Origin of the sequence: Streptomyces sp. NPDC090442, from assembly GCF_044769405.1 — a bacterium.
Taxonomy (GTDB): domain Bacteria; phylum Actinomycetota; class Actinomycetes; order Streptomycetales; family Streptomycetaceae; genus Streptomyces.
In genome coordinates this window covers 22953-47142 of sequence record NZ_JBIVXW010000007.1, presented here as the reverse complement: position 1 = coordinate 47142, position 24190 = coordinate 22953, and the positions used below count along the sequence as shown (strand labels likewise).

Genomic DNA, 24190 nt, shown 5'->3' with positions numbered 1-24190 from the left:
ATGTTCGTGTTGCCCTCATGGGCGCGCTGATGCAGCGCAAGAAGGAAATGCCGGAACTTCGGCGGGTGGATCTCTACTATCGGGGGATTCAGGATCGCCCGTATATCCCGAAGAGGGCAGAGGCCGAGTTTGGGCAGATGGTCACTAAGGCGCTAGAGAACTGGTTGCCGTTGATTGTCTCAACGGTGGCGCAGAATCTCATGGTGGAAGGTTACCGGCGTTCGGATGATCCGGAGGACCTTGGACCGTGGTCGCACTGGTCCAAGAATTTGCTTGATTCGCGACAGGCGCAGGTTCATCGTGCTGCACTGACTTTCGGTATCTCGTACGTCAGTGTTCTGCCTGGTGATTCTGGCCCGGCTATTCGACCAATGTCGCCGTTGTCGGTTACTGGGGTCAGCGAGGACCCGGATAGCGACTTCCTTGACTATGTTGCCCGGTTCATTGGGCGCGTTAAGGTCAAGGAAGATGAGTTTGACCGTTATGAAGTGTGGGACGCCGAAGGTATTACCGAGGTATGGGTTCCTCCGGGTGACGAGTCGGACCCGTCCGAGTGGCGAATACAGGGGGAGTCCCGTCCGCATGGGATGGGTCAGTGCCCGGTGATTCAGTTCAGGAATCGTTGGGCTGATGCGCCGGACACGCTGCCGCATGAGTTGGGTGAGGTTTCCCCGCTGATTCCCATCACTGACCGGCTGAACATGACGACGTTTGACATGCTGGTTGCGCAATCATATTCGGCGTTCCGGCAGCGTTGGGCGACCGGTATTGAGATTCCGAAGGACCCTCGGACTGGTAAGCCCGTTGAGACGTTCCGTGCGGCTATTGACCGTGTGTGGGCGACCCCATCGACTGACGTCAAGTTCGGTGAGTTTGAACAGACGGAGCTGTCGGGCTATCTGGCGTCTCGGGACGCGGCGGTTCGGTCTATGGCTGCTATCGCGCAGGTTCCGCCGCACACGTTCGCGTCTGGTGTCGCGAATATCAGCGCGGATGCGTTGACGGCTCTTGAGTCGGGTCTTTCGCGGAAGGTGCATGAACGTCAGACGCTCTTTGGTGAGGCGTGGGGGCAGGTTCTTAGGCTTGCTGCGCTTGCTGAGGGCGATACGGTGGCCGCCGAGGATACCGAGGCTCGGATCATTTGGCGGGATACTGAGGCGCGCTCTATCTCGCAGGTTGCGGATGCTTACGGCAAGCTCGTTCAACAGCTTGGCGTGCCCGCTGAGGCTCTTTGGGAGCGTATCCCGGGTGTGACTAGCTTTGATGTCGCGAAGTGGCGCAAGATGCGCGATGAACAGTCTTCCGTGGACATGGCAGCAATGCTTCTTACAGGGCAACACACTTCGGATACGTCGATGGATGCCGGGCAGGACGCTCCGGGACCTGGTGACGGTATCTGATGGCTGTAACCGTTGAGGGGGCGGCGTTGACGCAAGCCCATGCGGCGGCTCAACGCGCCCTTAAGGGTGAGGCGTTGGCGCAGCTTGAGAGGCTGTGGCGCAGGGTCGATATTGATGACCCTGCCACATATAGGGAGTTCATCCGGAAGGCGCTTCCGTTGCTGCGTAGCGCTCACACGCTGAGCGCGGACGCTGCGGCTCGTTACATTGATGAGTTCGCTAAGGCTGAGGCGGGTTCGGGGTTCCTGGTGCATGACCGGCCGGACATTTCGGAGCGTGAGGTGTTTCGGGCGCTGGATCAGTGGGGGCCGTCGTACGTACGGGCCCTCATGGAAGAGCGCGGGATTTCACTGGAAGAGGCGAAACGGCTCGCGCTGTCTGGGCAGGCCGGGGACATGATTGGCGTGATTAGCAGTGGTGGCCACATCGTCATTGATCACGCTATCGGGGCTGATCGGCGCATCATCGGTTGGCAGCGTGTAGCGAATTCGAAGTGTTGTTCTTTCTGTGCGATGCTCGCGTCTAGGGGAGCGGTCTATAAGGATCGCAAGAGCGCTGAGGGATACCGCAAGGGGCGCACTTCCCGGGGTGGCCGAGGGGCACAGGTGCACCGCGCGTGTCAGTGTCAAATGGAGCCGGTGTATAGCTACAAGTCGAAGCCCCCGAAGAATACGGCTCGGTTTGAGCGATTGTGGCGTGAGTCTAGGGGAGACCCTATCGAGTTTAGGCGGCTAATTGAGGGCCGCGCGTAAGGAGAGACGTTATGTCTGAGCAGCTTGAGATTCCGGGTGCGGAGGCTGACCGAGAGGGGCCCAAGGATGCCCCGGAGGTCACCGTGCAAGAGTCGAATTCGACTCTTCCCCCGGAGCATGGGCGTACGGAGCCTGATACTCGCGATGCCGAGATTGCCGCGCTGCGTAAGCAGATTGAGGAAGCGGCTCCGATCCTTCAGGCTCACAAGGATGCCGAAGAGGCGCGTAAGTCTGAGGCGCAGAAGCTCACTGAGGCTCTTGAGGCTGCTCGGGCGGAGGCTGCGGACGCACGCCGCGTTGTGATGCGGGCGAAGGTGGCCGAGGCTACCGGACTTCCGTCTGACGTTGTCGCGCTACTTTCAGGCAATTCGGAAGAGGATCTAATGGGTGCGGCTAAGGCTGTTGCTGCGATTTCCTCGCCGAGGGGTTCGGGTCTGCCGAAGCGGCCGACGCCGACGGTTTCGACTGGTCAGGAGAAGCCGGAGGCTCCCGAAGTTGTGGACCCCCGCAAGTTGGCCGCAGCTATTCGTAAGGCCGCTGGTCGCTTCTGACCTGCTGCAAGTTCTGTAGGGCCCTGCCTCTTGGCGGGGCCCTTTGTTATGCAAGGAGTTGGGGGCGCAATGCCTAACCATAATCTTTCCCCTGAGGGCAACAAGTCGTCCGGGTCGCTCGTGCCGAACCACAAGGGCGTTATTGTCACTGAGAAGTGGGCACCGGCCGCGCTGGGCCTGCTTGAGGGCGAGAGTGTTCTCTCTCAGATGGTGACCCGTGACGCGGGCGATCAGTTCACTGGTGCGGCTCATGAAGTCGTGAACATCAAGCGTCCGTCGATTCTTGCCGGTACGGTTGAGGGTCTGCGGACGATGGACAAGGGTGATTTTGACCCGTCCGATTCGCAGTACAAGATTCTTTCCGAGAACCTGAATGAGTCGGTTATTCAGGTCAAGCTGACGCACCACGTTTACAGTGCTGTTGACCTTACTGATGTTGAGATGGAACTCGACATTGAGAACTTTGGTGTTCAGGTTCTTCAGCCGCAGGTCAAGGCGGTTGCTCATCAGCTTGAGAAGATGGTTGCGGATGAGTTCAACCAGATTGCTGCCGAGAACGGTCTGACTACCGAGGTTAAGAAGAAGAACCGCGCTGGTCAGATCGATATCGAGGAGAAGACCGAACCTCTCGTCATCAAGCGTGGCAAGACTGACGACGAGACCGGCAAGAACATTCGTGACGCGATTCTAAAGCTCCGTAAGGAACTGAATAAGAACAATGTCGAGCAGGGCGGCCGTCGCCTTCTCGTGGGCGTGGATATTGAAGAGTATCTGCTTAAGGACACTCAGTTTGTCCAGGCCGATAAGGCGGGCGACAGTAACGCTTTCCGTGGCGCTGAGCTGGGCCGTATCTACGGTTTCCCGGTGTTCATTTCCAGTGAGATTGACGCTGCGGCGATTGTGGCGTTCCATCCGTCGGCAATCATGCTGACCAATCGCGCTCCGTCGGTTCCGGCGACTGTTTCGGGTGGCTCACAGTCCTTTGGTGGTTTCGCGCTGCGGGCCATCAAGGATTACAACTCCCTTGTTGCTCGTGAGCGTTCCCTGATTTCTGCCTACTCGGGTATCTCGCAGATTACCGACCGGAAGGCGATTCGGGTGGCGGGCGCTGGTTCCTCGGGTGCGGGTGATGACAAGTTCGGCAAGGTCAAGTTTGGCGCGAACCGGCAAATGCGTGCTGTTGGCGGCATGCTTGAGGCTGCGCCCGAGCCCGATCCTGAGCCGGAGGGCAAGACCACTAGCCGGTAATTGAAAGGGGCTGACCGTGGAGGGTCGGGTGAAGTCATCGCGTATCGAGTGGGGTACGGCGATTCCTGGTGACTGCAAGGTTGGTGACCCTGGTCATGCGGCGTTGCATAACGCTGAGCTTGCGGTGTTGCGTGAGATGCGCGAGAAGGCCGATGACGGTTCACTGAGGGGCCCGAAGGGTGACACGGGGGACCGTGGCCCTTCGGGACCGCCCGGCCCTGCTGGTGCCGATGGTGAGCCCGGTCTGCGGGGCGAGAAGGGCGATCCTGGTTCGGCGGGTGTTCCCGGTGATAGGGGTCCCCAAGGTGTGAAGGGTGAGACCGGTGAGACCGGTCCGGCTGGCGAACGGGGCCCGCAAGGCGATGCTGGTGAGCGCGGTCCGGCTGGTGTTGCTGGTCCTGCGGGTGAGGATGGCGAGCCGGGTTTACAGGGTCCTGAGGGCGCTAAGGGTGACCGTGGTCCTGTGGGCCCGACAGGGGATACCGGCCCCGTGGGCCCTGCCGGTCCGAAGGGGGAGGATTCTACGGTCCCCGGGCCTCCTGGTAAGACTGGCCCGGAGGGTCCTAAGGGTCCTGCGGGTGCAAATGGAGCCCCGTCTAAGCAAGAGTGGGCTGATCACCTTGCGGAGTTTCGGGCTTTGCAGGAACAGGCAGACGCGATTGGCATGAACTTCGCTCCCAAGGTTCCGGAAGTTCATGCCAGGGTCGTCAGTTCGGGACAGCTTCCCGTTGTGTACACCCTGGAAGGCGAAATATCTAGCCCCAAGCTTCCAGAGTACCCGCGTCGTGAATATGAGCTTCAGGTTGCAAAGGATGCCGAGTTTAAGGGGCAGGTTAAGGCATTCGATTTGGGGACTAATGGCAAGTTCATCATTGACATAAAGTCTGAGCTTGTGAATGACCCCAATTTCGGTCTTAAACCAGGGGACAGGATCTTTGCCCGGGGCCATGCCTGCAACATTCTAGGCACGAGTGAATGGAGCGGCCCGGTAGAAGCAGGCATCTACAATCCGAGGGAACTGGAGTCAGGGGAGGATTGATGGCTTCGCTTGTTTCCGTTGAAGAGTTCGCGTGCCGCCGTCCGGAACCCCTGACAGCGGATGAGAAGCGGCGAGCTGAGTGCCTGCTTCAGGACGCCTCGGACCTGGTTCGTGAGGTGGTCGGGTGTGATTGCCTCACGGACCCGATTCCGGCGACGGTTCGCCTGATGGTGATCCGTCTAGCTTCTCGTGCGCTGGACAACCCGAACGGCATTCAGTCGGAGTCGATTGGTGACGCGTCGTATCGGCTTGCGCGGCATGCGCAGGGCGGTATGCAGCTTTCTGCCGATGAGCGGCGGGAGTTGGAGCGGGCTTGCGGTATTCCGCCGGTCACTATGGCCCCTGTGGGGGTCGGTGTTGACCGGTCTACGTATCGGCTGTTCGCGCCGGTCGGCACGTCTGAGCGTGACCGTGTGGAGTGGAGGAACGGGCGTGCTGTCTAAGGCGCTGTTCCGGGATGACGTGCGTGTGTTGAAGCGTGTGCGTGATGGTGAGGACCGGTACGGTTCGCCGGTCTACAAGTGGATACCGGGGGAGTCGTGGCGGGGACGCCTGATATACCCCTCTGGACGCGAAGAAACGACCCGCAGGGACGCTCAGGCGTACGGGGCGGCGGTAATGCTGCCCCCGGAGGCTCGGAGGGCCGTAGAAGGCCGTTCACGGCTTTCTGTGAATGGTGACGTGTGGGAGATCGACGGTCCGCCGCTGCATCAGCGGCAGGCATTCGGTCCGGGTCTCCTTAAGGTGAAGGTTAAGGCGGTGGACGGATGACGACTCGTGTTGTGTTGGATCGGGCTGCTATCGCGCTACTTGACCGGACGCCGGAGGTCAAGGCGTTGCTTCAGTCCAAGGGGCAGGGCGCGGCGGCGCGTGCTGCGGCGCGGTCGCCGGTCTTGACGGGTGCGTTCAGGGGCGCGGGTTTCAGTGTGTCCACGAAGGTGCGTCGCTCGCGGGATGGTGAGCACATGACGGCGCGTGTGTCTACGCGTAGCTCCGAGGGCAACATCATTGTTCTCGGTTCGCGGAAGTCGGGCCGTAAGCCTCACCGTGTGTTCAACGTGGGGGACTTTGCCTAATGCTGCCTGTCGTCATATTCCCTGATGTTGAGGCGCTGATACTGAATCACCTACGTGACGTGATACCGGCCTTTGAGGGCGGCCCGGAACCTCCGGCCGATTTCAAGGGCAGGTTGCCGTTCGCTGTCGTTGAGCGGAACGGCGGGGTTAAGAAGCGGTTTGCTCTCGATCAGGCCGTGTTGGCTGTCTACGTGTATGGCGCTGATCGCGCGTCGGCTCATGACCGTATGCAAGAGGTTTTGGCGCATATTCACGCGATGCCGGGCGGATGCCTGCCGGTGGCGCGTACGTACGAGATTGCAGGCATTCAGTACACCCCGGACCCGATGACTGATGAGCCGCGCTGGTATGCATCGGTTGGTGTAGCGGTTCGACCGAAGTAGTTCGCATGACCTAGGGCCCTTCGCGCATTGTGCGGGCGGGCCCTTTTTCATGCCCAATAGAAGGGCCGATTATGGCTGACGAGATTTACAACAAGGATGCCGTTACGGTCGCGGCGGTCGGCCGCATCTACGTCGCGCCGAATGAGACTGATTTCTCCGGCATTGATGACCTTAAGGGTGAAGACAGCCCATGGAAGTCTCTTGGTCTGTTCGACGCCGAGACTGGTGTTGAGCATGCCTTTGAGGAGGAGACGGAGGATATCAAGTCTTGGCAGCAGGGCGTAGTACGCACCATTGTGACGAGTCGAGACCTGACCCTGAAGTTCCTTGCGCTGGAGACGAGCCCTCGAACTCTTGAGCTGTTCTATGGCCTTGAGACTGGCAGCATTAAGCCGGGCGCTGATGGCTCGTTCACGTGGAAGGTTGGCGCGTCGGCTAAGCGTGCCCCGTTCTCTGCCGTGATGGTGCTTGAGGATGGCGAGACGGTGATCTCTGCCTATCTGCGGTCGGCGCAGGTGTCGGAGGTTGAGGCCCCGACGTTCAGCGCGGCTGACGCCATTAAGTGGGGCATGACCATTAAGGCCCTTGGCTCCAATTATGGCGACGCGGCCACTACATGCGACGACGGTTCGTCGCTAGTGTCTTGGAAGTTTGAGAAGCGCGTTTGCGAACCGATCGACCCGCCCGGCCCGGGTGAGAATGTCATTACCGGCAACGTTCGAGAGAGTATCTAAGGCTAGGGGCAAGAGTCGAAAGTGACTCTTGCCCCTTCTGTTTTGAGACTTGCGAGACCGTCATGGGTGGGGGCGGTCCCGTCATCCATCTACCCGCCTTTGAGAGGAATTCATCATGAGTAAGCCGAACAAGTCGCGCCTTAAGCTGGAGACCCTGCGCGCCCGCGCGGAGTCCAAGGGCGACGCGGTTATTGAGTTTGATGGTGTGGACGGCAAGGCGTACACCATCCCTGGCCCGGCATTCTGGGATGACGCGGTGCATGATGCTGCGCGCGCTGAAGACGTTCCGGGTATGGGGCGTGCGCTTCTGGGTGACCAGTATGAGGCTTTTGTTTCCGGCGGCCATCGCTCGACGGATCTCATGCTCGTTATTGAGGCTTACCAGGCTGAGCAGGGTGCTACGGCGGGGGAATAAGGGCGCTCGCGGCTCTGATTGAGACTCAGGGCGACGATCTAGACGCGGATTTGCAGCGGTTTTATGGATTGAGCGTCTGGGACGTTGGGGGAGAGGGGCTGGCGTGGGGGCGTTTCGCTTCGCTGGTGGAGCGTCTTCCGCGCGAGTCGATTACGGCGCAACGGAGCCACTCTCCGGAGGAGACGTTGTGGGCTTCGCTAGATGCCCATCTGAGCGCGAGCGTTATTGAGAATCAGCGGGTGACTAACTACCTGCTTGGCGCACTGTTGCAGGCCAACGGCGCGAAGAAGAATCCGATTCCGGAACCTGAGCCCGTGTATCGGCCGGGCGTCGAGCGGAAGCGGAGTAAGGCAAGCAATAAGGGGCTGTTGTCGCTGGCGGCGAGGATGGGCGCACAGCGACCCGAGCAGCCTCCGCAGGCGGCACCGTTCCGCGTGACCTAGCGAGTGTCGAATTCGACGCTTGCTGTTTGGGGGTGCCGTTATGGCCGGAATGAAGGTCGGAACGGCTTTCATTGACTTGCAGGCGCGGGGCGACCGGCTGTTCAGTCAAATTCAGGCTCAAGCACAGCGCGTAGGCACTGCCTCGGGTCGTGCCCTGAATCGGGGTGTGCAGCAGGGTTTGACGGCTATGCCGTCGGCCCTTCGGGCCTCAACGGTGGCCCTTGGTAATATGGGGTCGAGGATTGCGAATCTCGGCTCTTCGATGGTTGCTACGGGTCAGCGTGGCGTGCAGATGGGGCAGCGCTTTCACGAGTGGTCGCGTCCCATCGATAACGCCGGGCAGTCCATGAAGGGATTTAGCCTCGCTTCTGCTGGCGCGTTTGTCGGAGTTATCAAGTCGTCGTCTGACTTTCAGTACGCCATGACGCGAGTCAAGGCTATTTCTCAGGCGACCGGCAATGACTTTGACATGTTGAAGGGGCGCGCTAAGGAACTGGGTGCTACAACGCAGTTCTCGGCTACTGAGGCAGCGAACGCTATGGAGTTCCTTGCCATGGCGGGTTTTAAGCCGAAGGAGATTTATGAAGCGCTTCCCGCTGTTCTGAATGGCGCGTCTGCCGCGAATATGGATCTCGCGCGGACGGCCGATGTCGTCTCGAATATCATGACCGGTTACGGTCTTAAGGCTGCCGAGGCGACGCGGGCGACTGATCTCCTCACTAAGGCGTCTCAGCTTGGCAATGTCAATGTTGAGATGTTGGGTGAGTCGTTCAAGTATGGAACGTCGTTTGCCCGGCTGGCTGGTCTGTCGGTTGAGGAAGCGGCGGCGGCGTATACGTTGCTTGGTAGTGCTGGCCTTCAGGGTTCTATGGGCGGTACGGCGTTGGGTGCTTCGCTCCGCTCGATGCTGAAGCCGAGTAAGTTCGCCAAGCAGACCATGGATCAGGTTGGCCTTAGCTTTCTTGATGCCAGTGGCAAAATGAAGCCGCTGCCTCAGATCATTGATGAGGTAGGCGCGGCTGGGCTTACCGCTGAGCAATTCATGCGGATTTTCGGCACTGAAGGTGCGCGAGCGATGACGGCCCTTTCTGAGCAGGGGTCGGGGGCGCTTAAGGATCTGACGAAGGAACTTGAGTCGTCGGCGGGTACGACGGACAGGTTTGCGGCGGAGATTGGCACGACTGCTAAAGCGGGTATGCAGGGGTTTACGAGTGCTGTTGAGGGTCTGGCTATCGCGATTGGCGAAAGTGGCCTACTGGAAGCATTCACGAAGGTAACCAATAAGGTCACGGAGTGGGTTCGCGCGCTGACGAACGCTCCGGGTCCGGTGCATTCGACTATCGGCATCCTTCTGGTTCTCGGGGCTGTGGTCTCTCCGCTGCTTCTGGTGTTTAGCCGGTTGGGCAAGGTTGTTATTGCTCTGGCTAAGCCGTGGAAGGAATTGGGTTCTGGGGTGTCCCGGATCGGTACGGCCATGGTAGGTGCGTCGCGGGGCGTGTCGCTGTTCGTGGCCGGGTTCCGTAACCTGGGTACGGCTACTTCGGGTCTCTCGGCTATGGCGCTTTTGGGCGGCAAGCTCAAGAACTTCTTTCAGATCCTCAAGGCGGGTGCATCAGCGGCTACAGTGGCGGGCCCTGTGTTGCGTGGTGTGGCGCTGGGTATCCGGGCAATCAGTCTTGCGATCATGGCTAACCCGATCGTTGCGGCTATTGCTGCTGTGATTGCGGTTCTCGTACTCCTCTATGTCAAGTGTGAGTGGTTCCGTGACGCTGTAAATGCTGTTTGGGAGGCTATCAAGACGGCGGCCGTCGCTGTGTGGGATTGGATCGCTGCCAACGTAATACCGGCCGCTAAGGCTGTGTGGGATGGCATTGTTGCTGCGTTTGAGTGGGGCGTTGATCTGGCAATCAGCGTCTACGAGTCGATACGCGATAGCGTCATGGCCGTTTGGGACTGGATCAGCGCTAACGTGCTTCCAGTCGTCAAGGCCATTTGGGACGGAATCGTCGCAGCCTTTCAATTCGGCGTGGATCTCGTAACGGTCATCATCGCTGTCGTTAAGGGTGTCGTTCTAGCTGTGTGGGACGCTATCGCCGCGATTGTGGTCCCTCTGGTCCAAGGTTTGTGGTCTGTTATCACGACGGCCTTTGAGGCTGGTAAGGCGGCTGTAAGCGCTGTCATGACGGTGTTGCAGACTGTCATTTCGGCTGCATGGGACGCCATCAAGGCCGTGTGGGACTTTGTGGTTACGTGGCTGTGGCCGCCGCTGCAAGCGGCGTTCGAGGCTGTTCGCGCTGGAGTATCGGCAGCGATGAATGCCGTTTCTTCGGTGATCTCGGCTATTTGGTCCGGCATCAAGGCCGCGTGGCAAGCTGCGGTCAATTACCTCGGTCCGCCGGTTTCGGCGGCGTTCAACGCCGTGCGTTCTGTGGTGCAGACGGTCATGAATGCCGTGTCTTCGGTAATCTCGTCCGTGTGGGGTGCGATCAAGTCGGCATGGAATGCGGCAGTGAACGCGCTGAAGCCGCCGATTACTTCGGCATTCAATGCCATCAAGTCCGTTGTAACGACGGTCATGAATGCTATTCGTTCTGCTGTCGATGCAGCATGGAACCTGATTAAGTCGGCGTTCAATACGGCGGTTAGCATCGTCAAGGGTGCCATTAACGGGTTTGTGTCCGCCGTGCAGACGGGCGCTAGGTCCCCGGAGAAGCTGACTCAGGCCGTGCGCGACATGACCGGAAAGGTCATTGGTTGGTTCAGGGAACTTCCCGGGCGAATCACGGGCGCGCTGGGCAACATGGGCAGGCTTCTGTATGACAAGGGTAAGCAAGTTGTTCAGGGCCTGATTAACGGAATCAAGTCGATGGCAAGCGCTGTCGGCGGTGCCGTTAAGAATGTCGCTTCGAAGCTGAATCCCGCTAACTGGTTTAGCCTCTCGGTTCCGGAATTCGGGGGAGCCGGCCCCGAGGCTCCGCAAGTGTCGTTTTCGACACTTGCGGGGGGCATGGAGGCGTTCGCGGCTCCCGTCGCGGCCCCCTTTGCGGCCCCGATGGCCGCCGACCCCGTGACGGACGCGCTGAGGGCCGTTCAGGGGAAGGTGGGTTCGGCGTTCAGCGACTTCGAACCCGATGGGGTTTACAAGTCGCTGGCATCCTTTTCGCTCGATCGCCAAGAGTCGAATTCGGCACTTGCTGGCGATCGAGCAACTCCGAGCATCACGGTTAATGCGCGCACCGAGGCTGATCCGTACGAGATTGGTCGTGAGGTTGCGTGGACGCTTCGCACGATGGGACGGTGATTCGTGTCTAGTCCGGATCTTCCGATTACTGATCTGCCCATTCCGGGGAATGTTCGTATTGACCGGATCACGGAAACCACGTGTCGTGTTCGCTGGAATGCGGTCCCCGGGGCTACGCGCTATGCGGTATGGGCGCTGACTCCCGGGGGTCGCCCCCATGCGATGGCGGGTGCTGTCACTGGGACCGTGGTCACGGTGGGCAGTGACAATATTTCATCTGGCTCTAACCGGGAGTTGGGTGCGGGTAGCTCGTATCTGATTCAGGTGCGGGCGGGCAATGAGCGCGGCTGGTCGGCGTGGTCGGATCAATTCAGGATCAAGACCAAGGGTGTCGCGAACCCCGCCGCGCAGGCGCAGCTAGGGAGTTCGGCGCGGCAGGAATTCGCCGGATGCCCGTGGACTTTGAGCTATGGGGGCGTACTGCTTGGTGGATCGTCCCCGCTCATTCCGGTTGAGGTGGACGGGTTGGCGTCTATGCCGGACGTTAAGGATTCAGACCTTGAATTGATCCAGTATGACGGGCTGTTGCCTGGTCGCGACTACACGCGCGGCCGGTCGGTCACTATGTCCTTTCGTGCGCTCGCTGACAACAGTGAACATCTTGACTTGTTGATGGGTGAGGTTTCTTCGGCGTTCACGCACTCGCGCGAGGAGAAGCCCCTAGAGTTTTGCATTCCTGGCGTGGCGCAGGGGGCTGTAGCTAAGGTCATGGGACGCATGCGGAAGCGCAGCGTTCGTATTGATCGGGCGTATGGGGCAATGTCTCCCGTGGTGGACGTGCAGTTTGAGGCAACGCAGCCATGGATTACGGCGACAGATTCCCTGTCCCGCCGACTTGCGGTGAACTCCACTTACAAGGTTGGTGGCGTGCACTTTCCGGATGATCCGGAGATGGGTGTCACGTTCCCGTTGTTCATTCCGGCAAACGGCGGATTCGGTGGGTTCACTCCGGCGTGGGTGACGAACGGAAGCCTTGACCACAGTGATTTGAAGGTTGTTGTTCACGGGCCATTCAACGGGATGGTTATCAACGCCAAGGAGAACAGCCGCCCTATCGGCAGGTTCGGGCGTCTGAAATGGGACGACGACACGTCATATCTCGTTGGTGTGGGTGAGCGGGTCGAATTCGAAATGAAGATTGATAAGGCTACGGGCAAGCCGACTACGGGAACTATGACGCGCTTCAATACGGCCGGGGAAGAGATCATTGATCCTCCGCAGTTCACGCAGGTGTTCGCGGCTCCCTCGGGTAGCACTATCGAGGTTTCTATAGAGGTGTTCAAGCCCGTTCATGATGGCGCTCCGTCGGGCTATGTCGAGTGGTACCCGGGAAGGTTTGTGTAATGGCTGATTTGCGGTTTGTTGGCTTTCAGGATGACGGCGAGTATCCGGCCCGTGTGTTCCGTCGGCTGTTTGGCTCTCTTCAGGACTTCGCTGCGGGGTTTGACTCGGTTGAAGACATGAAGGTGACAGCGTCGGGCAATGTCGTTCGGGTGGCTGTTGGGCGTGCCTGGGTCAAGGACTCCGATGATCCGGGCGGTGTCTTCTGGGCTGAGCTGGGGGACGTGGCAGAGACTGGCGTTGATGCTGGGCGTACATCCGGGTACGTGATTCTGCGTATCCGGGATAAGAGCCTCGGGGATGATCAGAATGAGCTTCGCTTTGATGTGGCGGATGAGCCTGCCGTTGAAGGCGACCGGCGTCTGACGCTCGCAAAGCTGACTCGCGTCGGTGGGGCTCTGGCCGTAGAGGACGTTCGCTTTTCTTCCCCGGGTCAATATCTTCTGACTCGTACGGGCCCGGCTGTTCCCCGTGACCCGACTTCGGAGGATGCGAGGCGATTCCGTCGGGGTACGCAGTTCACGAACATAACGAACGGTATTCGCTGGGCGCTGACGGATAGTGGCGAGTGGGTTCGGGATCAAGGCCCGAAGGGTGACAAGGGAAGCACGGGTTCTCGTGGCCCGAAGGGTGACACGGGCGAGATTGGTCCGCAGGGACCGGCGGGAAGCCTTGAGGGCGGGTACGACGGTGTCGACCTAAAAGGCCGCGTGTTGGTTCATGACGGCACGCTTCAGGTGGACGGCAACAACATTGTCGGCCACAGCTTTGACGCGTTTACAGTCTTCTCTGGTGATGAGTATTTCGCGCTAGCCAAGGATGACGCGGGGAAGATGCGTGCGCAGGTTAGCGACGGGCTTGAGTTCGCGGGCCGTACCATCTTCACGGGCGGGAACGACTTCAGCGCTACTACGCGTATCAAGAACATTCGCGTTGGCACTAAGAGCGCAAATCTTGGCAGTGGCACGGATGGGGCTATTTCGCTCGCTGATGCCGCTTCTCCGCCATCGGGCGCTGTGGGTGATGGCGCGGTTGTTTGGGCTGCTGGTGGCGACCTGTGGGCCCGCAACAAGGCGGGGGAGGAGTACCGCCTTACGGGCGGTCCGCAGCTTTTGGCCGGATCGGGGCCCCCTCCCAAGGCGGCGGATTCGACAGATGGCCAAGAGTCGATTTCGACGCTTGCGGGTGATGCGTAGTGGCCGTGCCTGGATCGCAGTATGTGGACGTTAAGGCTGGCCGTCTCTACTCGGGGCTTTCTGACGGGTCTTGGCAGAACTCCGCCCGCCCGCCGGTTAGTGCTAAGGAAGAGTTTCACAGCGGTATCGAGCTGAAGCCTTCCACTTCGGGAGGAGATGCGCCTATGACTTCCCTCGGGTCGGGCATCTCCTTTCCGGCAGTGCCGTATGCGCGGTTCGCTTCTATTGATTCCTCCGTCTTCCTGCATTCCGGGAAGGCGATTGGTGGTGATGGGGGAAGTTGGGGGCGAACCACTCTCTATGTTTACGTAAACGGGTCGCTTAAAGGCGAGACGGCGCGGTGGGAATCGTGGCCTGATGGTGGAGGCGCAGACCTGTCGTTGGGTGTGCGGGTTCCGGCTAATGCGGCATTCAAGGTTGAGTCTCGCCTCCGTTGTTTCGCCATGAATACCAAGTGGGTTAGGACGTATCAGCCGTTTACGGGTGATGGTGTTCCGGCGCATCACGAGAACTATCTTCGGGTTACTTTGCATGCTGAAAGGGGGGCGTAGTGGCTATTGCTGGGTCTCGGTATATCGATACCGCGAGTGGGGATAGGTACTTTGCGGACGCTGCGGGCGCATGGAAGCCTGTCGCTCATCCGGTTGTAGAGTTCCTTGAGGGGGCTGTTTCAGCGGCGGTTCATACCGTTAGGGGTTCCTGGAAGAATATTTCTCGGCTTGAGATTCCTGCTCGACCGTATCGGCGCGCTGTGGTTATGAAGTGTTCTGCGGGTGGGAGCATTAAGCAAGAGGGGTATAACGTTCAGAGTTGCTGTGTTCGTGTTTCCACGCGTAAGAGTGGCGATTCTTCGGACGTGACCATGATGGAGTCATGGCGTATTTACGCGTCCCAGACTCTAGGATTCTGTACGGGTGCGTCAGCTACGAATCTTAGGGCTGGGCAGTCTATGGCGGTCTGGCTGGATGCGAGTGTTTATCACACGCAAACGCGGGGGCTGGAATGGCGCACCGGTGCCACGTCGCCGACCAACTTTCTTCATGTCTCCGTGTACCCCGAGGGTGATTAGCTGTGGCTATTCCAGGGAGTGTCTACGTAGACACCAAATTGGGAGTTGAATATCTCGCTGATTCGGCGGGGGATTGGGTGGAGGTGGGAGGCATTGCGCAGTATCGTCAAGGTTTCCACCCTACTGGGAACATTGATATCAACGGCCGTCGAAAGTGGGCCGAGACTTCTCGAATTTCGTTCTCTGCGAAGCCGTGGGCGCGAGAGGTTGAGCTATTCGGCTCTTGGTGGGGTCGAATAGTCGATATCAATCCGAACGAGACCCCCCGCGCCTTTAATGGCCTGCTTCAGGGGCGGCCCGCTAATGGGGCGTGGGTAGGTATCTCGGCGAGTTCGCGCTACAAGGCAATTACGGGTCGCCCGTTGCCTGGCGAATTGGATGACGGGCAACTTCCCGATTCTGGAAAGATAGCCCCTCCGGCCATTAATGAGATCTACGGTAGCGCTGACATCAATACGCGGTGGGCCATTCCGGCGAATACCGTTTACGAATTTCGGATGATGGGCTCCCTTGATGGCTGGTCTAAATCCTGCCGCGTGATTCGCAGTTCTGAGCACACTTATATCAAGGGCGTGGCGTTCTACGCTCGCTGATCTCCCACCCCCTGAGGGGCAAGAGTCATTTTCGACTCTTGCCCCGCTTCTGTTTGGAGCGTGACTTATGCCATCGGTTTGGGCCAACGAGCAAGATCGTTACAGTTGGGAACTTCGACTCTATCGCTGGGAAGCAGTGGACAAGTCTAGCCCCGAAGCTATTCGCGATAAGGGGTTCAAGCTCGCACAGAATGGCGTCCCGGTCTCGTTTGTGTCTGCGCGGGTGAATACGAAGATTGACGGCCCGGCTACAGCGGAGATTGACGTTCCCGTTGCGGGTGGAGAGGTGCAGGGGCGACCGAGTGGTGTTACCCCCGCTCAGATTCAGCCGTTTCGGAGTGCTGCTGCACTGATGCGGTACGACCGGGAGACTGGCAAGTGGCATTGCGTCTTTGGTGGGATCATTTGGGCGGCGCGGGTGGATATGGGGCGTGAAGTGGTGTCGCTGTCGTGCGGCGACTTCATGACGTTCTATGAGTGCCGGAAGATGGGGTCTAAGAGTGGGCATGCCACGATTCCGGGGACGGGCCCGCACTACCATGAGCCGTGCATGGTCATCTATCAGCACGGGATTGATGATGGCAACTGGGGTATCAATACCGGGCTGAACCGCGCGGCACTGCCGAAACAACCCGAGATGGATTTTGATTACACGAACGAGTATCACCCGGCCGCTAAGACCGCGTACGATCTCGCCGACAATGTCAAGGGCTTCTTTGCGTGGATGCAACCGGAGGTCACTAACGCGGGGGCTCCGGGTGGAGACCTAAAGCACACGATGTTCTTTGCTAAGCGTGAACCTGCTTCTAAGCATGTGGCCAAGCTGATTGACGGCGAGAATTGTTCGGTTGGTGAGCTGTTCATTGATGGTGCCTCATGGGCACGCGTCGCCTACGCGTACGGGCAGGCCGCCGAGCATGGAAGTCCTGACCCCTTGGTTACGATGCATAACCCGACAAGTAAGCGGCATCAGTGGCCAGTACGGGACGTGTTTCGGAAGTACACGAGTATTCAGTTCAAGGAAACACTTACGCAGAAGGCGGAAACGATGCTTCGTTTCGGGCAGCGTGCAATTACGATTCCTCGGGTCACGCTGTATTCGCACCTGCCGATCAAGACCACGAGTGGTGAACTTGACCTAGCAACGGTGACAGCTAACAAGGGTGACACCGTTCACCTTGAGGTTCCTCGGTCGCGTTTCGGTGAGCAGATGGTTACGGCCTACATGATTACCGAGACTCAGACCACCGTGGGCGACGACGGTTCTTGTTCCGTTGATCTAGGACTGATTGAGCGGGACATGTTTCGAGCTACGGAGTCTGACTGATGCAAACCAACTATCGGCTCACTGCGCCGAGTATCTTCACTGAGATTGAGGATTTGCGAATTCGCGTGCAGTCTCTAGAGCTTGCCTCCAACGGGCGAAAGGCTACGGAGCGTGTCCCGGTCTTGGGGGTGGCCGTCAATCCTGGCGCGGTTGATTTTCCGCCGGTGGTTCATGAGGTTTCGGCGGGCGGGTGGGTGCCGTGGTTCACGCTCGACCTTGAACAGGTTTCCATGCCATCGCTGACAGTCAAGCTTCGCTGTGCGGGTGCGAAGTGCGGCGAGACTCCGGCGGGGGACAGACTTCCCGCCTACTCGATCCGCATTCGGAATCGGGGAACGGGCGTACCGCTGCGCACGGCGGCCGGTAAGGCGGAGCACCGGGTTGCACCCGGGTGTGACGCTGACAGCGCCCTGTACGGCGAAGAGCTGACGTTTGCGGGCGAACACGGCTACATGCCGAATGTCTCGCCAGAGAAGGCCCGTTGGGTCGATGTGGAGGTGAGGCAGGCGCACGCGCTTCCGGTCGCCGCGTACGCCGATGGCGGCCCGAAGGTGCGTTCCGTCTACCGGGGAAGGGTGTGGCCTCCGCATCTTGCGTACGCGCATCACTGAACAGCAAGGGTCGAATTCGACTCTTGACCTGCGCCCCGCCGACTTCGGTTGGCGGGGCGTTTGCATGCTTTGAGGGAAGGTTGTTATGAGCGTTGGCTCTGCTCTGTCAGAAGCCCGCAAGTGGGCCGATCAGGGGTACGTGGGGGGTCTGTCGCCTAGCGGTAAGCGGTATGACACGCCGTTTGGTCGCTGGTATCCGATGAATCATCAGCCGTATTGCGACATGTTCGTTTCGTACTGCGCTGCGGTTGCGGGGGAGGGTGCGGCGGTCGGTAAGTTTGCCTACTGTCCGAGCCATGTGCAGTGGTTCAAGAGTCGGGGGCAGTGGCTCGGGCGGAACGCGTCGGTTCGGCCGGGCGATGTGGTGTTCTTCTCGTGGGATGGCGGGCCGACTGCTGATCACGTCGGATTCGTGATCGCTGATTCGTCCAGTGGCAACGTGCGGACCATTGAGGGCAACACGGTTGCGGGTGACGGTCCGAACCAGGGGAGCGGCGGGGCTGTCTGCTACAAGACTCGTCCGCGTAGCGTGATTCTCGGGTTTGGTCGCCCGTCTTACGGGGCGGGGGGTTCTAGCTCCGGCGGTGCGGTCGTTATCGACGGTAAGCCGTACGGTCCGGGCTCCAAGGGGGATCACATTACGGTCATGGGTCGGGCGCTGGTTCGTGCGAGTTGCAGTCGGTACAAGGAGGGTCCGGGCCCTAACTGGACATCTGCTGACACTGAATCGATGCGTGCCTATCAGATCAAGATTGGTGATCACGGTAGCGCGGATGGTGTGCCGGGCCCGAAGCAACTTGCGAAGCTGCTCCGGGAACACGGCGATCCCGTGAAGCCTCAGACAGCGAAGTACCGGATTAAGACCGGACAGACATTGACGGCGATTGCCGCACTGTTCGGCACGACGGTTGTGGGGCTTCTCGCGCTGAACCCTCAGATCAAGAACCCGGATCGCATCAATGAGGGTCAAGAGATCACGGTTCCCGCAAAGCCTCCGAATGCCCGGGAGACGCCCTCTAAGACGCCTGGGGGTAGTCGGGTACCCGAGAAGCCCAAGAAGCCTTCTAAGGCCCCCTATAGGGCTTTCCCGGGGGCTTCTCGGTTCGGTGTTGGCCAGCGTGGGGACCACATCACGCTACTGGGTGAGCGGCTGGTTGCTCACGGATTCGGCAGACATTACCGAGTTGGGCCTGATCCGGTATGGCGGAAGGTTGACCGGTTGAACGTGCGCGACTTCCAGATAGCGCAAGGTTGGGACGGTACGGAGTCTGACGGGCTTCCGGGTCCGCACACGTGGGCCCTTCTCATGGAAAACCCCAAGACACCTCGGGGGCGGTAAGTCGTGAGTGACGACATGGGAGGGGTCCGGATTGGGCCCCGCGAAATCTATGACGAGATTGTTGGCCTGCGGGACGACGTTCGCACGCTGACCAATCACCAGGCGCACATCGCTGAACGTCTCGCCGATCACGAGACGCGTCTACGGGCTGTAGAGCGATGGAAGTTCGCCCTACCCGTGGCGACAGTCGGCGCGGTTGGTGGTGTCGCATCAGCGATCGTTACAGCAGTGGGGAAGGGATGACATGAAGGTACTCAAGACCCTCATTCGAGAGAACCCGGTTCGGGCCCGCGCGGCCCTTGTGGCGCTCGTGTCGCTGATCGTTCCTGCCGGTATCGACTCGGACGCCATCACGTCCGTGATCGTCGCTGTAGTGGCCCTGTGGTTCGGTCACTCGGCCGGCAAGCAAGTTGTTACGCATGAGGTGAACGGCGCGAGCACAGATGAGGCGCTGTCGCTCGTTGAGGCGGCGCGAGTGGAGTGCTGCGGGTGTCCTCACGTGCTACCCGAGCCGAACGAACCGCACGTCTAGACGTACCTTGCCCCGAGTCAATGTTTGCGCACCTACATGAGGGGAGCGCATGAACGGAATCGGGATCATCGGCCGGGCCCGCAGCGGTAAGGACACCGTGGCGGCCCGGCTGGTTGAACAGCACGGATTTCAGCGCATGGCACTCGCTGATCCACTTAAGGACATGGCCCTAGCTGTTAACCCTGTGGTGGGTTATGAGCCGCTGCACTTCGGACACCTGCCGGTCTACCTTGAGACGGTAGTTGAGGCTCACGGGTGGGAGCGGGTGAAGGATCTCTATCCGGAAGCACGCAGGTTTCTTCAGCGGCTCGGGTCCGAGGGCGTGCGTGATCACGTAGACCCCGGGCATTGGGTATCTGAGCTGTTCAAGCATCGGGCAACACGCCGACTTGTCGCACGCGACATGCGGCCGGTCGTTGTGCCAGACGTGCGATTCGAGAACGAGGCTTCGAGGCTTCAGGGCCGAGGCTTCAAGATTGTGTATCTCCATCGGCCGGGCGACCGGAAGGGAGATCACTGTTCGGAACAGCTAGGCCCCGATATCGCCGACTACGTGCTGACGAATGACGGCACGGTTGAAAAGCTACATGAACGCGTAGACGTGATGATGGGAGAACTACAGAGTGCGTAAGGCGCTGATTCGAATGCTCGGCGGGTACACCGCAGAGCAGATGAACGAGACCGTTGCAGAGTACGAGGGAATGCTCATCGCGGCCGGTCATCACGACACGCCCGTTAAGGCCCCTGCGACCGGTGACGCAATGCGTTCCGAGATTGCCGCGAACGCCCGAATGCGGGCCGCTGTACCCGGCTATCGGGACGGCGTTCCGGCCATTAATAGGGCCGTTTAGCGGCTCACTGCCCCCGTGGTGGGATGACACGTTCATCCTGTCACGGGGGCTTTTTTGCGTTCCTGGCAAGAGTCGAATTCGACGCTAGAGGCGCGCGACTCGCTGTCCTGCGGGCTTGACACCCCATGATCGTGGGCGTAGCGTCGTCCCCGTTGAGCCGCCCGGGACGGGCCCGGACGGCAGACTCAGAGGTTGGGAGTTCCCATGGCGAAGACGCTGACCGTAGGTGAAGTGCTTGAGGCGGACGGCGCGCTTGGCATGGTGGGTAGCGGCAAGGTTCCTCACGTCCTGCGGCCGGGTAAGGCTCTGACGCGATGCGCCGACGCGAAGGTTGCCAAGGAGATTCGCGCTGTTGCGCACGTTGACGGCGTGAAGGGTTTGACGCTGGAAACGAAGATCTGCGCACGCTGCGCGTCGAGCGTCTTTGCTGGAACTCCCGAAGAAAAGGGTGATGGCGTGGCCACCAAGAAGAACACCGACAAGCCGTCCGAGGCGGAGATCAGCGCCCTGATTCAGGGCATGATCGATACTATTGCGGAAGCCAAGACCGACACCGCTGCCTCTGACATCCAAGCAAAGATCGAATCGGAACTTCTCGGACTTCCCTCGGGCAAGCGTGCCGGTCTGCGCATGCAGATGAAGGAAGCAATGAGCAAGGCCCGTGAGAGCTTCAAGGGCAAGGCTGCTTCGAAGGAGATCGAGACCAAGGAGACTCTCGACTGGAAGAAGGAAATTCCCGAGGGTAAGCACCTCTTTGACGAGGGCACGCAGCAAGCTCAGGACGTTGTAGCCGGGTTCGCTAGTGCCGGTGCGAGTGCTCGCGCGTTCGCTGGTACTCAGGTGTCCATGGCCACCCTTTCCAAGAACAAGGACGGTCGCCCGGACCTGAGCTTCCGTTCACAGGCGTACCGCGATTGGGCGAACGAGGTTTACGAGGCGGCGGGGATCGCCCGCAAGGAGGGGCAGAGCGACGAAGAGCGCAAGCGTGCCGTTGCCGCTCAGTCTACGATCAAGCGGGCCCGGTCTCAGTCTCGCGTGGACTACATTCGCGCGCTGGACAACAGCCCGGAGGAAGCCAAGCTGTACGGGTTCGTAGAGCTTGCGGAGGGCGAGAAGATCTCTGAGGCGGTTTTCCGCACCTACAAGATCAACCCCCTTTCCGAAGGTGAGTTGGCCACCCAAAAGGCTCAGCTCAAGGCTCAGCAGAAGCGCGCTGAGCTTGAGGCTAAGAAGGTCGTAGACGCGGCGGGGGAGTCCGTAGAATCTGCTACGGACAGCAGCAAGCGGGAAGCTCCGCAGAAGCGCGTCAGCGACGTGTTCGGCGCGCTCCTGAGCGCGGCCAACAAGCTCGACCCCGCGTACCTTGACGGCCTGGAAGGCGACGACTTGACCATGGCCGTAACGAACGCCGAGGGTCTGCGCGACTGGGCCGAGGCGGTCATCAAGCGACTGAGCGGCGACAACGACGAGTAAGACCCCCAGGCAGTAGGGCCCCGCACGACCAAGAGACGAATTCGACTCTTGCGAGCGGGGCCCCTTCGTTTCAGAGAGGCGCACATGACAGACAAGACGCTGCCGGACGATCACACACGCACGCTGACGCTCACGCTGAACGTTGCTGAGTTCCGGGAAGTCATGAGATCGCTGGCTTACCGTGCGGCCGAACTCCCCGACACCGACACTGACCCGCTCGGAACCATGCTTCGAGGTCTTGTGGACCGGGTTGGCGAAGCATGGGAGCGCGAGGATCCCGACGCGCGTTCCGCGATCACCGACCGCGACGACAACGGCGAAGGTGAGCGCGACAGTGACTGAGTGCGCCGCAAAGCGCGTTCTAGCAGCCTCCGAGTGTGAAGGGTCTCCCGTTCTGCATGCGACGGTCACGCTCCCCGGAGGTGGGGCGTGGGAGGTTCACGCGTGCAGCAAGTCCCTCCACATCGGTATTGCGATGTGGGCAGCGACGAAATACGGCACGCACGTGTCAGTACGGCGAGATGTGGAGACGTCTGAGCGCCCCTAGGCGGCCCTCTGGCGGCTGTACCCTGCCCCCGGTACCTATAAGGTATCGGGGGCTTTTTCATGCCCGCAGACGGGCGCTGAGCGCTTCCGTGACGCTCCGTTGAGGGTGGCATGCACAGCGGGTGACAACTACACCGGCGGCTGGAAGGCGCACCCCCTCTGACCTGCGGAAAGTGCAGAAGTGTAGATATAGAGGTGTCTTCTGGAATACACATAGAGGCCCTATAGGGCATACAGAAAGACACCTCATTCGTGCACTTCTACACCGTGTGCCCGGGCCCGCCCCGCTGTACCCCGCCCCATGTCCCTCTTTTCGCAAGGCCAACGAGGCAACGAAAGAGGGAACAGAATGGGCAAGGTCAACACCATCAAGCGCGGTGGTAGCCGCTTCTACGTCTCGCCGGAAGATCCCGGCATCAAGTACCCGGGCGTGACTTCCGTATGCGGCATGCTCCCGAAGGGGTTCCTCACCTTCTGGGCTGCGAAGCTGGTAGCCGAAGAGGCGGTTGAGAACCTGCCGCACGTGTTGGGTATTGCCATGCGCGACCGGGACGCCGCGATTGACTACCTGAAGCGCACGCCGACGCGGACGACGGCTAAGGCTGCGGATCTTGGCAGCGATGCGCATGATCTGTTTGAGCGGATGGCTCGGGGTGAGGATGTGCGCCGGGTACACCCGGATCTAGAGCCGCACCGTACGAACTTCGCAGAGTTTCTTGATCGGTTCCAGCCTGAGTTTCTGTCGCTGGAGCACGTGGCTTGGTCGGACAGTCACCAGTACGCCGGTTCGTATGACGCGATCATGCGTGTGACTGTGGACGGTACGCCGGAAGTGGTGATGGCTGACTGGAAGACGACGCGTTCCGGCATCCATGCGGATGTGGCTCTTCAGCTCTCCGCCTACCGGTACGCGGATAAGTACCTCGATGGCGCTGATGGATCGGAGATCACGACCGTGCGGCCCGAGGAGATTACGGCGGCGGCTGTGTTCCACAGTCGTCCGGAGGCGTGGCAGTTCACGCCGGTGCGTGCGGAGTATGACGTGTTCGACATGTTCAAGCGTCTGCGGAAGGTTTTCGAGTGGGACCGGGTCATGTCTAAGGGCGTGATTGGTACGCCGCTGCACGTGTCGTCTGAGATGACGGGGACGGCTCGACGGGCGGCCCGCTAGGGAGTTGTACCCCGCCCCAAGTAGACGTTTTTGAAGCGAGTGGGAGACACGGTTACGCCGTGTCTCCCTCTTCGCATGCCCCCGTGTTGAGACCAGAGACTAGGAACAGCGTCGATGCTTGAGAAGTTCGAGTTTGAGGCTCACGAGATCCGCACCCTTGTTGAGGGCGGAGACCCGTGGTTTGTTGCGACGGATGTGGCGCGGGCGCTGGGTTACGTCAACCCCCGAGACGCCATCCGGAAGCACGTTGACGAGGATGACAAGGGTGTCGCGTTTTGCGACACCCTTGGAGGTAGGCAGCGAACGGCTACCGTCAATGAGTCCGGTCTTTACGCGCTGATCTTCGGTAGCAAGAAGGAAGAGGCTCGACGCTTTAAGCGTTGGGTTACTTCCGAGGTTCTGCCCACCATCCGTAAGACCGGTGGTTATGTGCGTCCGGATGCGACGGCTGATCAGCTTGCGTCGCTTGCGGAGGAGATTGCGAAGTTGCGGAGTGAGGCGGTTCCTCCGCTGATGATGTGGCGTTCGGCCGAGGAGAACGCTGGCGGGTATTTGCTGTCGGATGTTGCGAAGAGCATGGGTGTGCCGGTGCGTTTGCTGCGCGCCGCGATGATTGAGGATCAGTTCCTCATTCCGGACGATGCGGGTTCGCAGCGTCGCTATAAGCCGACTCGCCGCATGCGTGAGCTGGGCTATCTGGCGCTGTCGAGTGGGGTTGTGCACGTGACGCGGGCGGGTGCTGAGTTCCTGCGTTCTGAGTACGCCTGACGGGCTGTACCCCGCCCCGAGTCCAGGTTTG

Annotated in this window: 22 protein-coding genes; all 22 read left to right on the top strand. The window is 60.0% G+C overall.

The window, feature by feature from the left end:
* Positions 1-17 precede the first annotated feature (17 nt).
* The 22 genes from ACIQU6_RS07595 to ACIQU6_RS07490 all read left to right on the top strand — a co-directional run bounded on the left by ACIQU6_RS07595 (position 18) and on the right by ACIQU6_RS07490 (position 24159).
* Positions 18-1400, top strand: a complete 1383-nt coding sequence (locus ACIQU6_RS07595; protein WP_403480705.1) for a phage portal protein — start codon at positions 18-20, stop codon at positions 1398-1400.
* A gap of 763 nt (positions 1401-2163) precedes the next feature.
* A complete protein-coding gene (locus tag ACIQU6_RS07590) occupies positions 2164-2703 on the top strand; it encodes a hypothetical protein (RefSeq protein ID WP_403480704.1) in 540 nt (179 codons plus the stop codon).
* A 69-nt stretch (positions 2704-2772) separates the two neighbouring features.
* Complete coding sequence (locus ACIQU6_RS07585) at positions 2773-3951, top strand: hypothetical protein (RefSeq protein WP_403480703.1); 1179 nt, start codon at positions 2773-2775, stop codon at positions 3949-3951.
* Between the two features lie 664 nt (positions 3952-4615).
* Positions 4616-4990, top strand: a complete 375-nt coding sequence (locus tag ACIQU6_RS07580) for a hypothetical protein (RefSeq protein WP_403480702.1) — start codon at positions 4616-4618, stop codon at positions 4988-4990.
* On the top strand, positions 4990-5433 hold the full coding sequence (locus tag ACIQU6_RS07575) for a hypothetical protein (protein ID WP_403480701.1): 444 nt from the start codon (positions 4990-4992) through the stop codon (positions 5431-5433). Before ACIQU6_RS07580 ends, ACIQU6_RS07575 begins: the two co-directional genes overlap by 1 nt.
* 632 nt (positions 5434-6065) lie before the next feature.
* A complete protein-coding gene (locus ACIQU6_RS07570) occupies positions 6066-6449 on the top strand; it encodes a hypothetical protein (RefSeq protein ID WP_403480700.1) in 384 nt (127 codons plus the stop codon).
* Positions 6450-6520: 71 nt separating this feature from the next.
* Entirely contained in the window at positions 6521-7183 is a 663-nt protein-coding gene (locus tag ACIQU6_RS07565; protein ID WP_403480699.1) for a hypothetical protein, read from the top strand.
* A 115-nt stretch (positions 7184-7298) separates the two neighbouring features.
* Positions 7299-7598, top strand: a complete 300-nt coding sequence (locus ACIQU6_RS07560) for a hypothetical protein (RefSeq protein ID WP_403480698.1) — start codon at positions 7299-7301, stop codon at positions 7596-7598.
* 239 nt (positions 7599-7837) lie between these two features.
* Positions 7838-8041: a hypothetical protein gene (locus ACIQU6_RS07555; protein ID WP_403480697.1), complete on the top strand. Its 204-nt coding sequence runs from the start codon at positions 7838-7840 to the stop codon at positions 8039-8041.
* Positions 8042-8333: 292 nt separating this feature from the next.
* On the top strand, positions 8334-11342 hold the full coding sequence (locus tag ACIQU6_RS07550; protein WP_403480788.1) for a phage tail tape measure protein: 3009 nt from the start codon (positions 8334-8336) through the stop codon (positions 11340-11342).
* A 195-nt stretch (positions 11343-11537) separates the two neighbouring features.
* The gene (locus ACIQU6_RS07545; RefSeq protein WP_403480696.1) at positions 11538-12686 is read left to right on the top strand and encodes a hypothetical protein; all 1149 of its coding nucleotides are present in this window, start codon (positions 11538-11540) and stop codon (positions 12684-12686) included.
* Positions 12686-13879: a hypothetical protein gene (locus ACIQU6_RS07540; RefSeq protein ID WP_403480695.1), complete on the top strand. Its 1194-nt coding sequence runs from the start codon at positions 12686-12688 to the stop codon at positions 13877-13879. The genes ACIQU6_RS07545 and ACIQU6_RS07540 overlap by 1 nt, the downstream gene beginning before the upstream one ends.
* A gap of 1071 nt (positions 13880-14950) precedes the next feature.
* Positions 14951-15541, top strand: a complete 591-nt coding sequence (locus tag ACIQU6_RS07535; RefSeq protein WP_403480694.1) for a hypothetical protein — start codon at positions 14951-14953, stop codon at positions 15539-15541.
* Between the two features lie 550 nt (positions 15542-16091).
* Positions 16092-16868, top strand: a complete 777-nt coding sequence (locus ACIQU6_RS07530; protein WP_403480693.1) for a hypothetical protein — start codon at positions 16092-16094, stop codon at positions 16866-16868.
* Positions 16868-17479 carry a hypothetical protein gene (locus tag ACIQU6_RS07525; RefSeq protein WP_403480692.1) on the top strand — a complete coding sequence of 204 codons (612 nt, stop codon included), beginning with the start codon at positions 16868-16870 and terminating at the stop codon, positions 17477-17479. The genes ACIQU6_RS07530 and ACIQU6_RS07525 overlap by 1 nt, the downstream gene beginning before the upstream one ends.
* A gap of 85 nt (positions 17480-17564) precedes the next feature.
* A complete protein-coding gene (locus tag ACIQU6_RS07520) occupies positions 17565-18818 on the top strand; it encodes a peptidoglycan-binding protein (RefSeq protein WP_403480691.1) in 1254 nt (417 codons plus the stop codon).
* Between the two features lie 244 nt (positions 18819-19062).
* Positions 19063-19350, top strand: coding sequence for a hypothetical protein (locus tag ACIQU6_RS07515; RefSeq protein WP_403480690.1), 288 nt, complete (start codon positions 19063-19065; stop codon positions 19348-19350).
* Positions 19351-19399: 49 nt separating this feature from the next.
* Positions 19400-19981: a hypothetical protein gene (locus ACIQU6_RS07510; RefSeq protein ID WP_403480689.1), complete on the top strand. Its 582-nt coding sequence runs from the start codon at positions 19400-19402 to the stop codon at positions 19979-19981.
* A gap of 424 nt (positions 19982-20405) precedes the next feature.
* Complete coding sequence (locus ACIQU6_RS07505) at positions 20406-21674, top strand: hypothetical protein (RefSeq protein ID WP_403480688.1); 1269 nt, start codon at positions 20406-20408, stop codon at positions 21672-21674.
* A gap of 84 nt (positions 21675-21758) precedes the next feature.
* Positions 21759-22016, top strand: a complete 258-nt coding sequence (locus ACIQU6_RS07500; protein ID WP_403480687.1) for a hypothetical protein — start codon at positions 21759-21761, stop codon at positions 22014-22016.
* A 553-nt stretch (positions 22017-22569) separates the two neighbouring features.
* On the top strand, positions 22570-23391 hold the full coding sequence (locus tag ACIQU6_RS07495; protein ID WP_403480686.1) for a hypothetical protein: 822 nt from the start codon (positions 22570-22572) through the stop codon (positions 23389-23391).
* Positions 23392-23505: 114 nt separating this feature from the next.
* Complete coding sequence (locus ACIQU6_RS07490) at positions 23506-24159, top strand: Bro-N domain-containing protein (protein ID WP_403480685.1); 654 nt, start codon at positions 23506-23508, stop codon at positions 24157-24159.
* The last annotated feature ends 31 nt before the right edge of the window (positions 24160-24190 follow it).

Coding starts and splice junctions, on each gene's coding strand:
- ACIQU6_RS07595 (WP_403480705.1), top strand. CDS start 18: ATGGGCGCGCTGATGCAGCGCAAGAAGGAAATGCCGGAACTTCGGCGG.
- ACIQU6_RS07590 (WP_403480704.1), top strand. CDS start 2,164: ATGTCTGAGCAGCTTGAGATTCCGGGTGCGGAGGCTGACCGAGAGGGG.
- ACIQU6_RS07585 (WP_403480703.1), top strand. CDS start 2,773: ATGCCTAACCATAATCTTTCCCCTGAGGGCAACAAGTCGTCCGGGTCG.
- ACIQU6_RS07580 (WP_403480702.1), top strand. CDS start 4,616: ATGAACTTCGCTCCCAAGGTTCCGGAAGTTCATGCCAGGGTCGTCAGT.
- ACIQU6_RS07575 (WP_403480701.1), top strand. CDS start 4,990: ATGGCTTCGCTTGTTTCCGTTGAAGAGTTCGCGTGCCGCCGTCCGGAA.
- ACIQU6_RS07570 (WP_403480700.1), top strand. CDS start 6,066: ATGCTGCCTGTCGTCATATTCCCTGATGTTGAGGCGCTGATACTGAAT.
- ACIQU6_RS07565 (WP_403480699.1), top strand. CDS start 6,521: ATGGCTGACGAGATTTACAACAAGGATGCCGTTACGGTCGCGGCGGTC.
- ACIQU6_RS07560 (WP_403480698.1), top strand. CDS start 7,299: ATGAGTAAGCCGAACAAGTCGCGCCTTAAGCTGGAGACCCTGCGCGCC.
- ACIQU6_RS07550 (WP_403480788.1), top strand. CDS start 8,334: ATGGGGCAGCGCTTTCACGAGTGGTCGCGTCCCATCGATAACGCCGGG.
- ACIQU6_RS07540 (WP_403480695.1), top strand. CDS start 12,686: ATGGCTGATTTGCGGTTTGTTGGCTTTCAGGATGACGGCGAGTATCCG.
- ACIQU6_RS07530 (WP_403480693.1), top strand. CDS start 16,092: ATGGTCATCTATCAGCACGGGATTGATGATGGCAACTGGGGTATCAAT.
- ACIQU6_RS07525 (WP_403480692.1), top strand. CDS start 16,868: ATGCAAACCAACTATCGGCTCACTGCGCCGAGTATCTTCACTGAGATT.
- ACIQU6_RS07520 (WP_403480691.1), top strand. CDS start 17,565: ATGAGCGTTGGCTCTGCTCTGTCAGAAGCCCGCAAGTGGGCCGATCAG.
- ACIQU6_RS07515 (WP_403480690.1), top strand. CDS start 19,063: ATGAAGGTACTCAAGACCCTCATTCGAGAGAACCCGGTTCGGGCCCGC.
- ACIQU6_RS07510 (WP_403480689.1), top strand. CDS start 19,400: ATGAACGGAATCGGGATCATCGGCCGGGCCCGCAGCGGTAAGGACACC.
- ACIQU6_RS07505 (WP_403480688.1), top strand. CDS start 20,406: ATGGCGAAGACGCTGACCGTAGGTGAAGTGCTTGAGGCGGACGGCGCG.
- ACIQU6_RS07500 (WP_403480687.1), top strand. CDS start 21,759: ATGACAGACAAGACGCTGCCGGACGATCACACACGCACGCTGACGCTC.
- ACIQU6_RS07495 (WP_403480686.1), top strand. CDS start 22,570: ATGGGCAAGGTCAACACCATCAAGCGCGGTGGTAGCCGCTTCTACGTC.
- ACIQU6_RS07490 (WP_403480685.1), top strand. CDS start 23,506: ATGCTTGAGAAGTTCGAGTTTGAGGCTCACGAGATCCGCACCCTTGTT.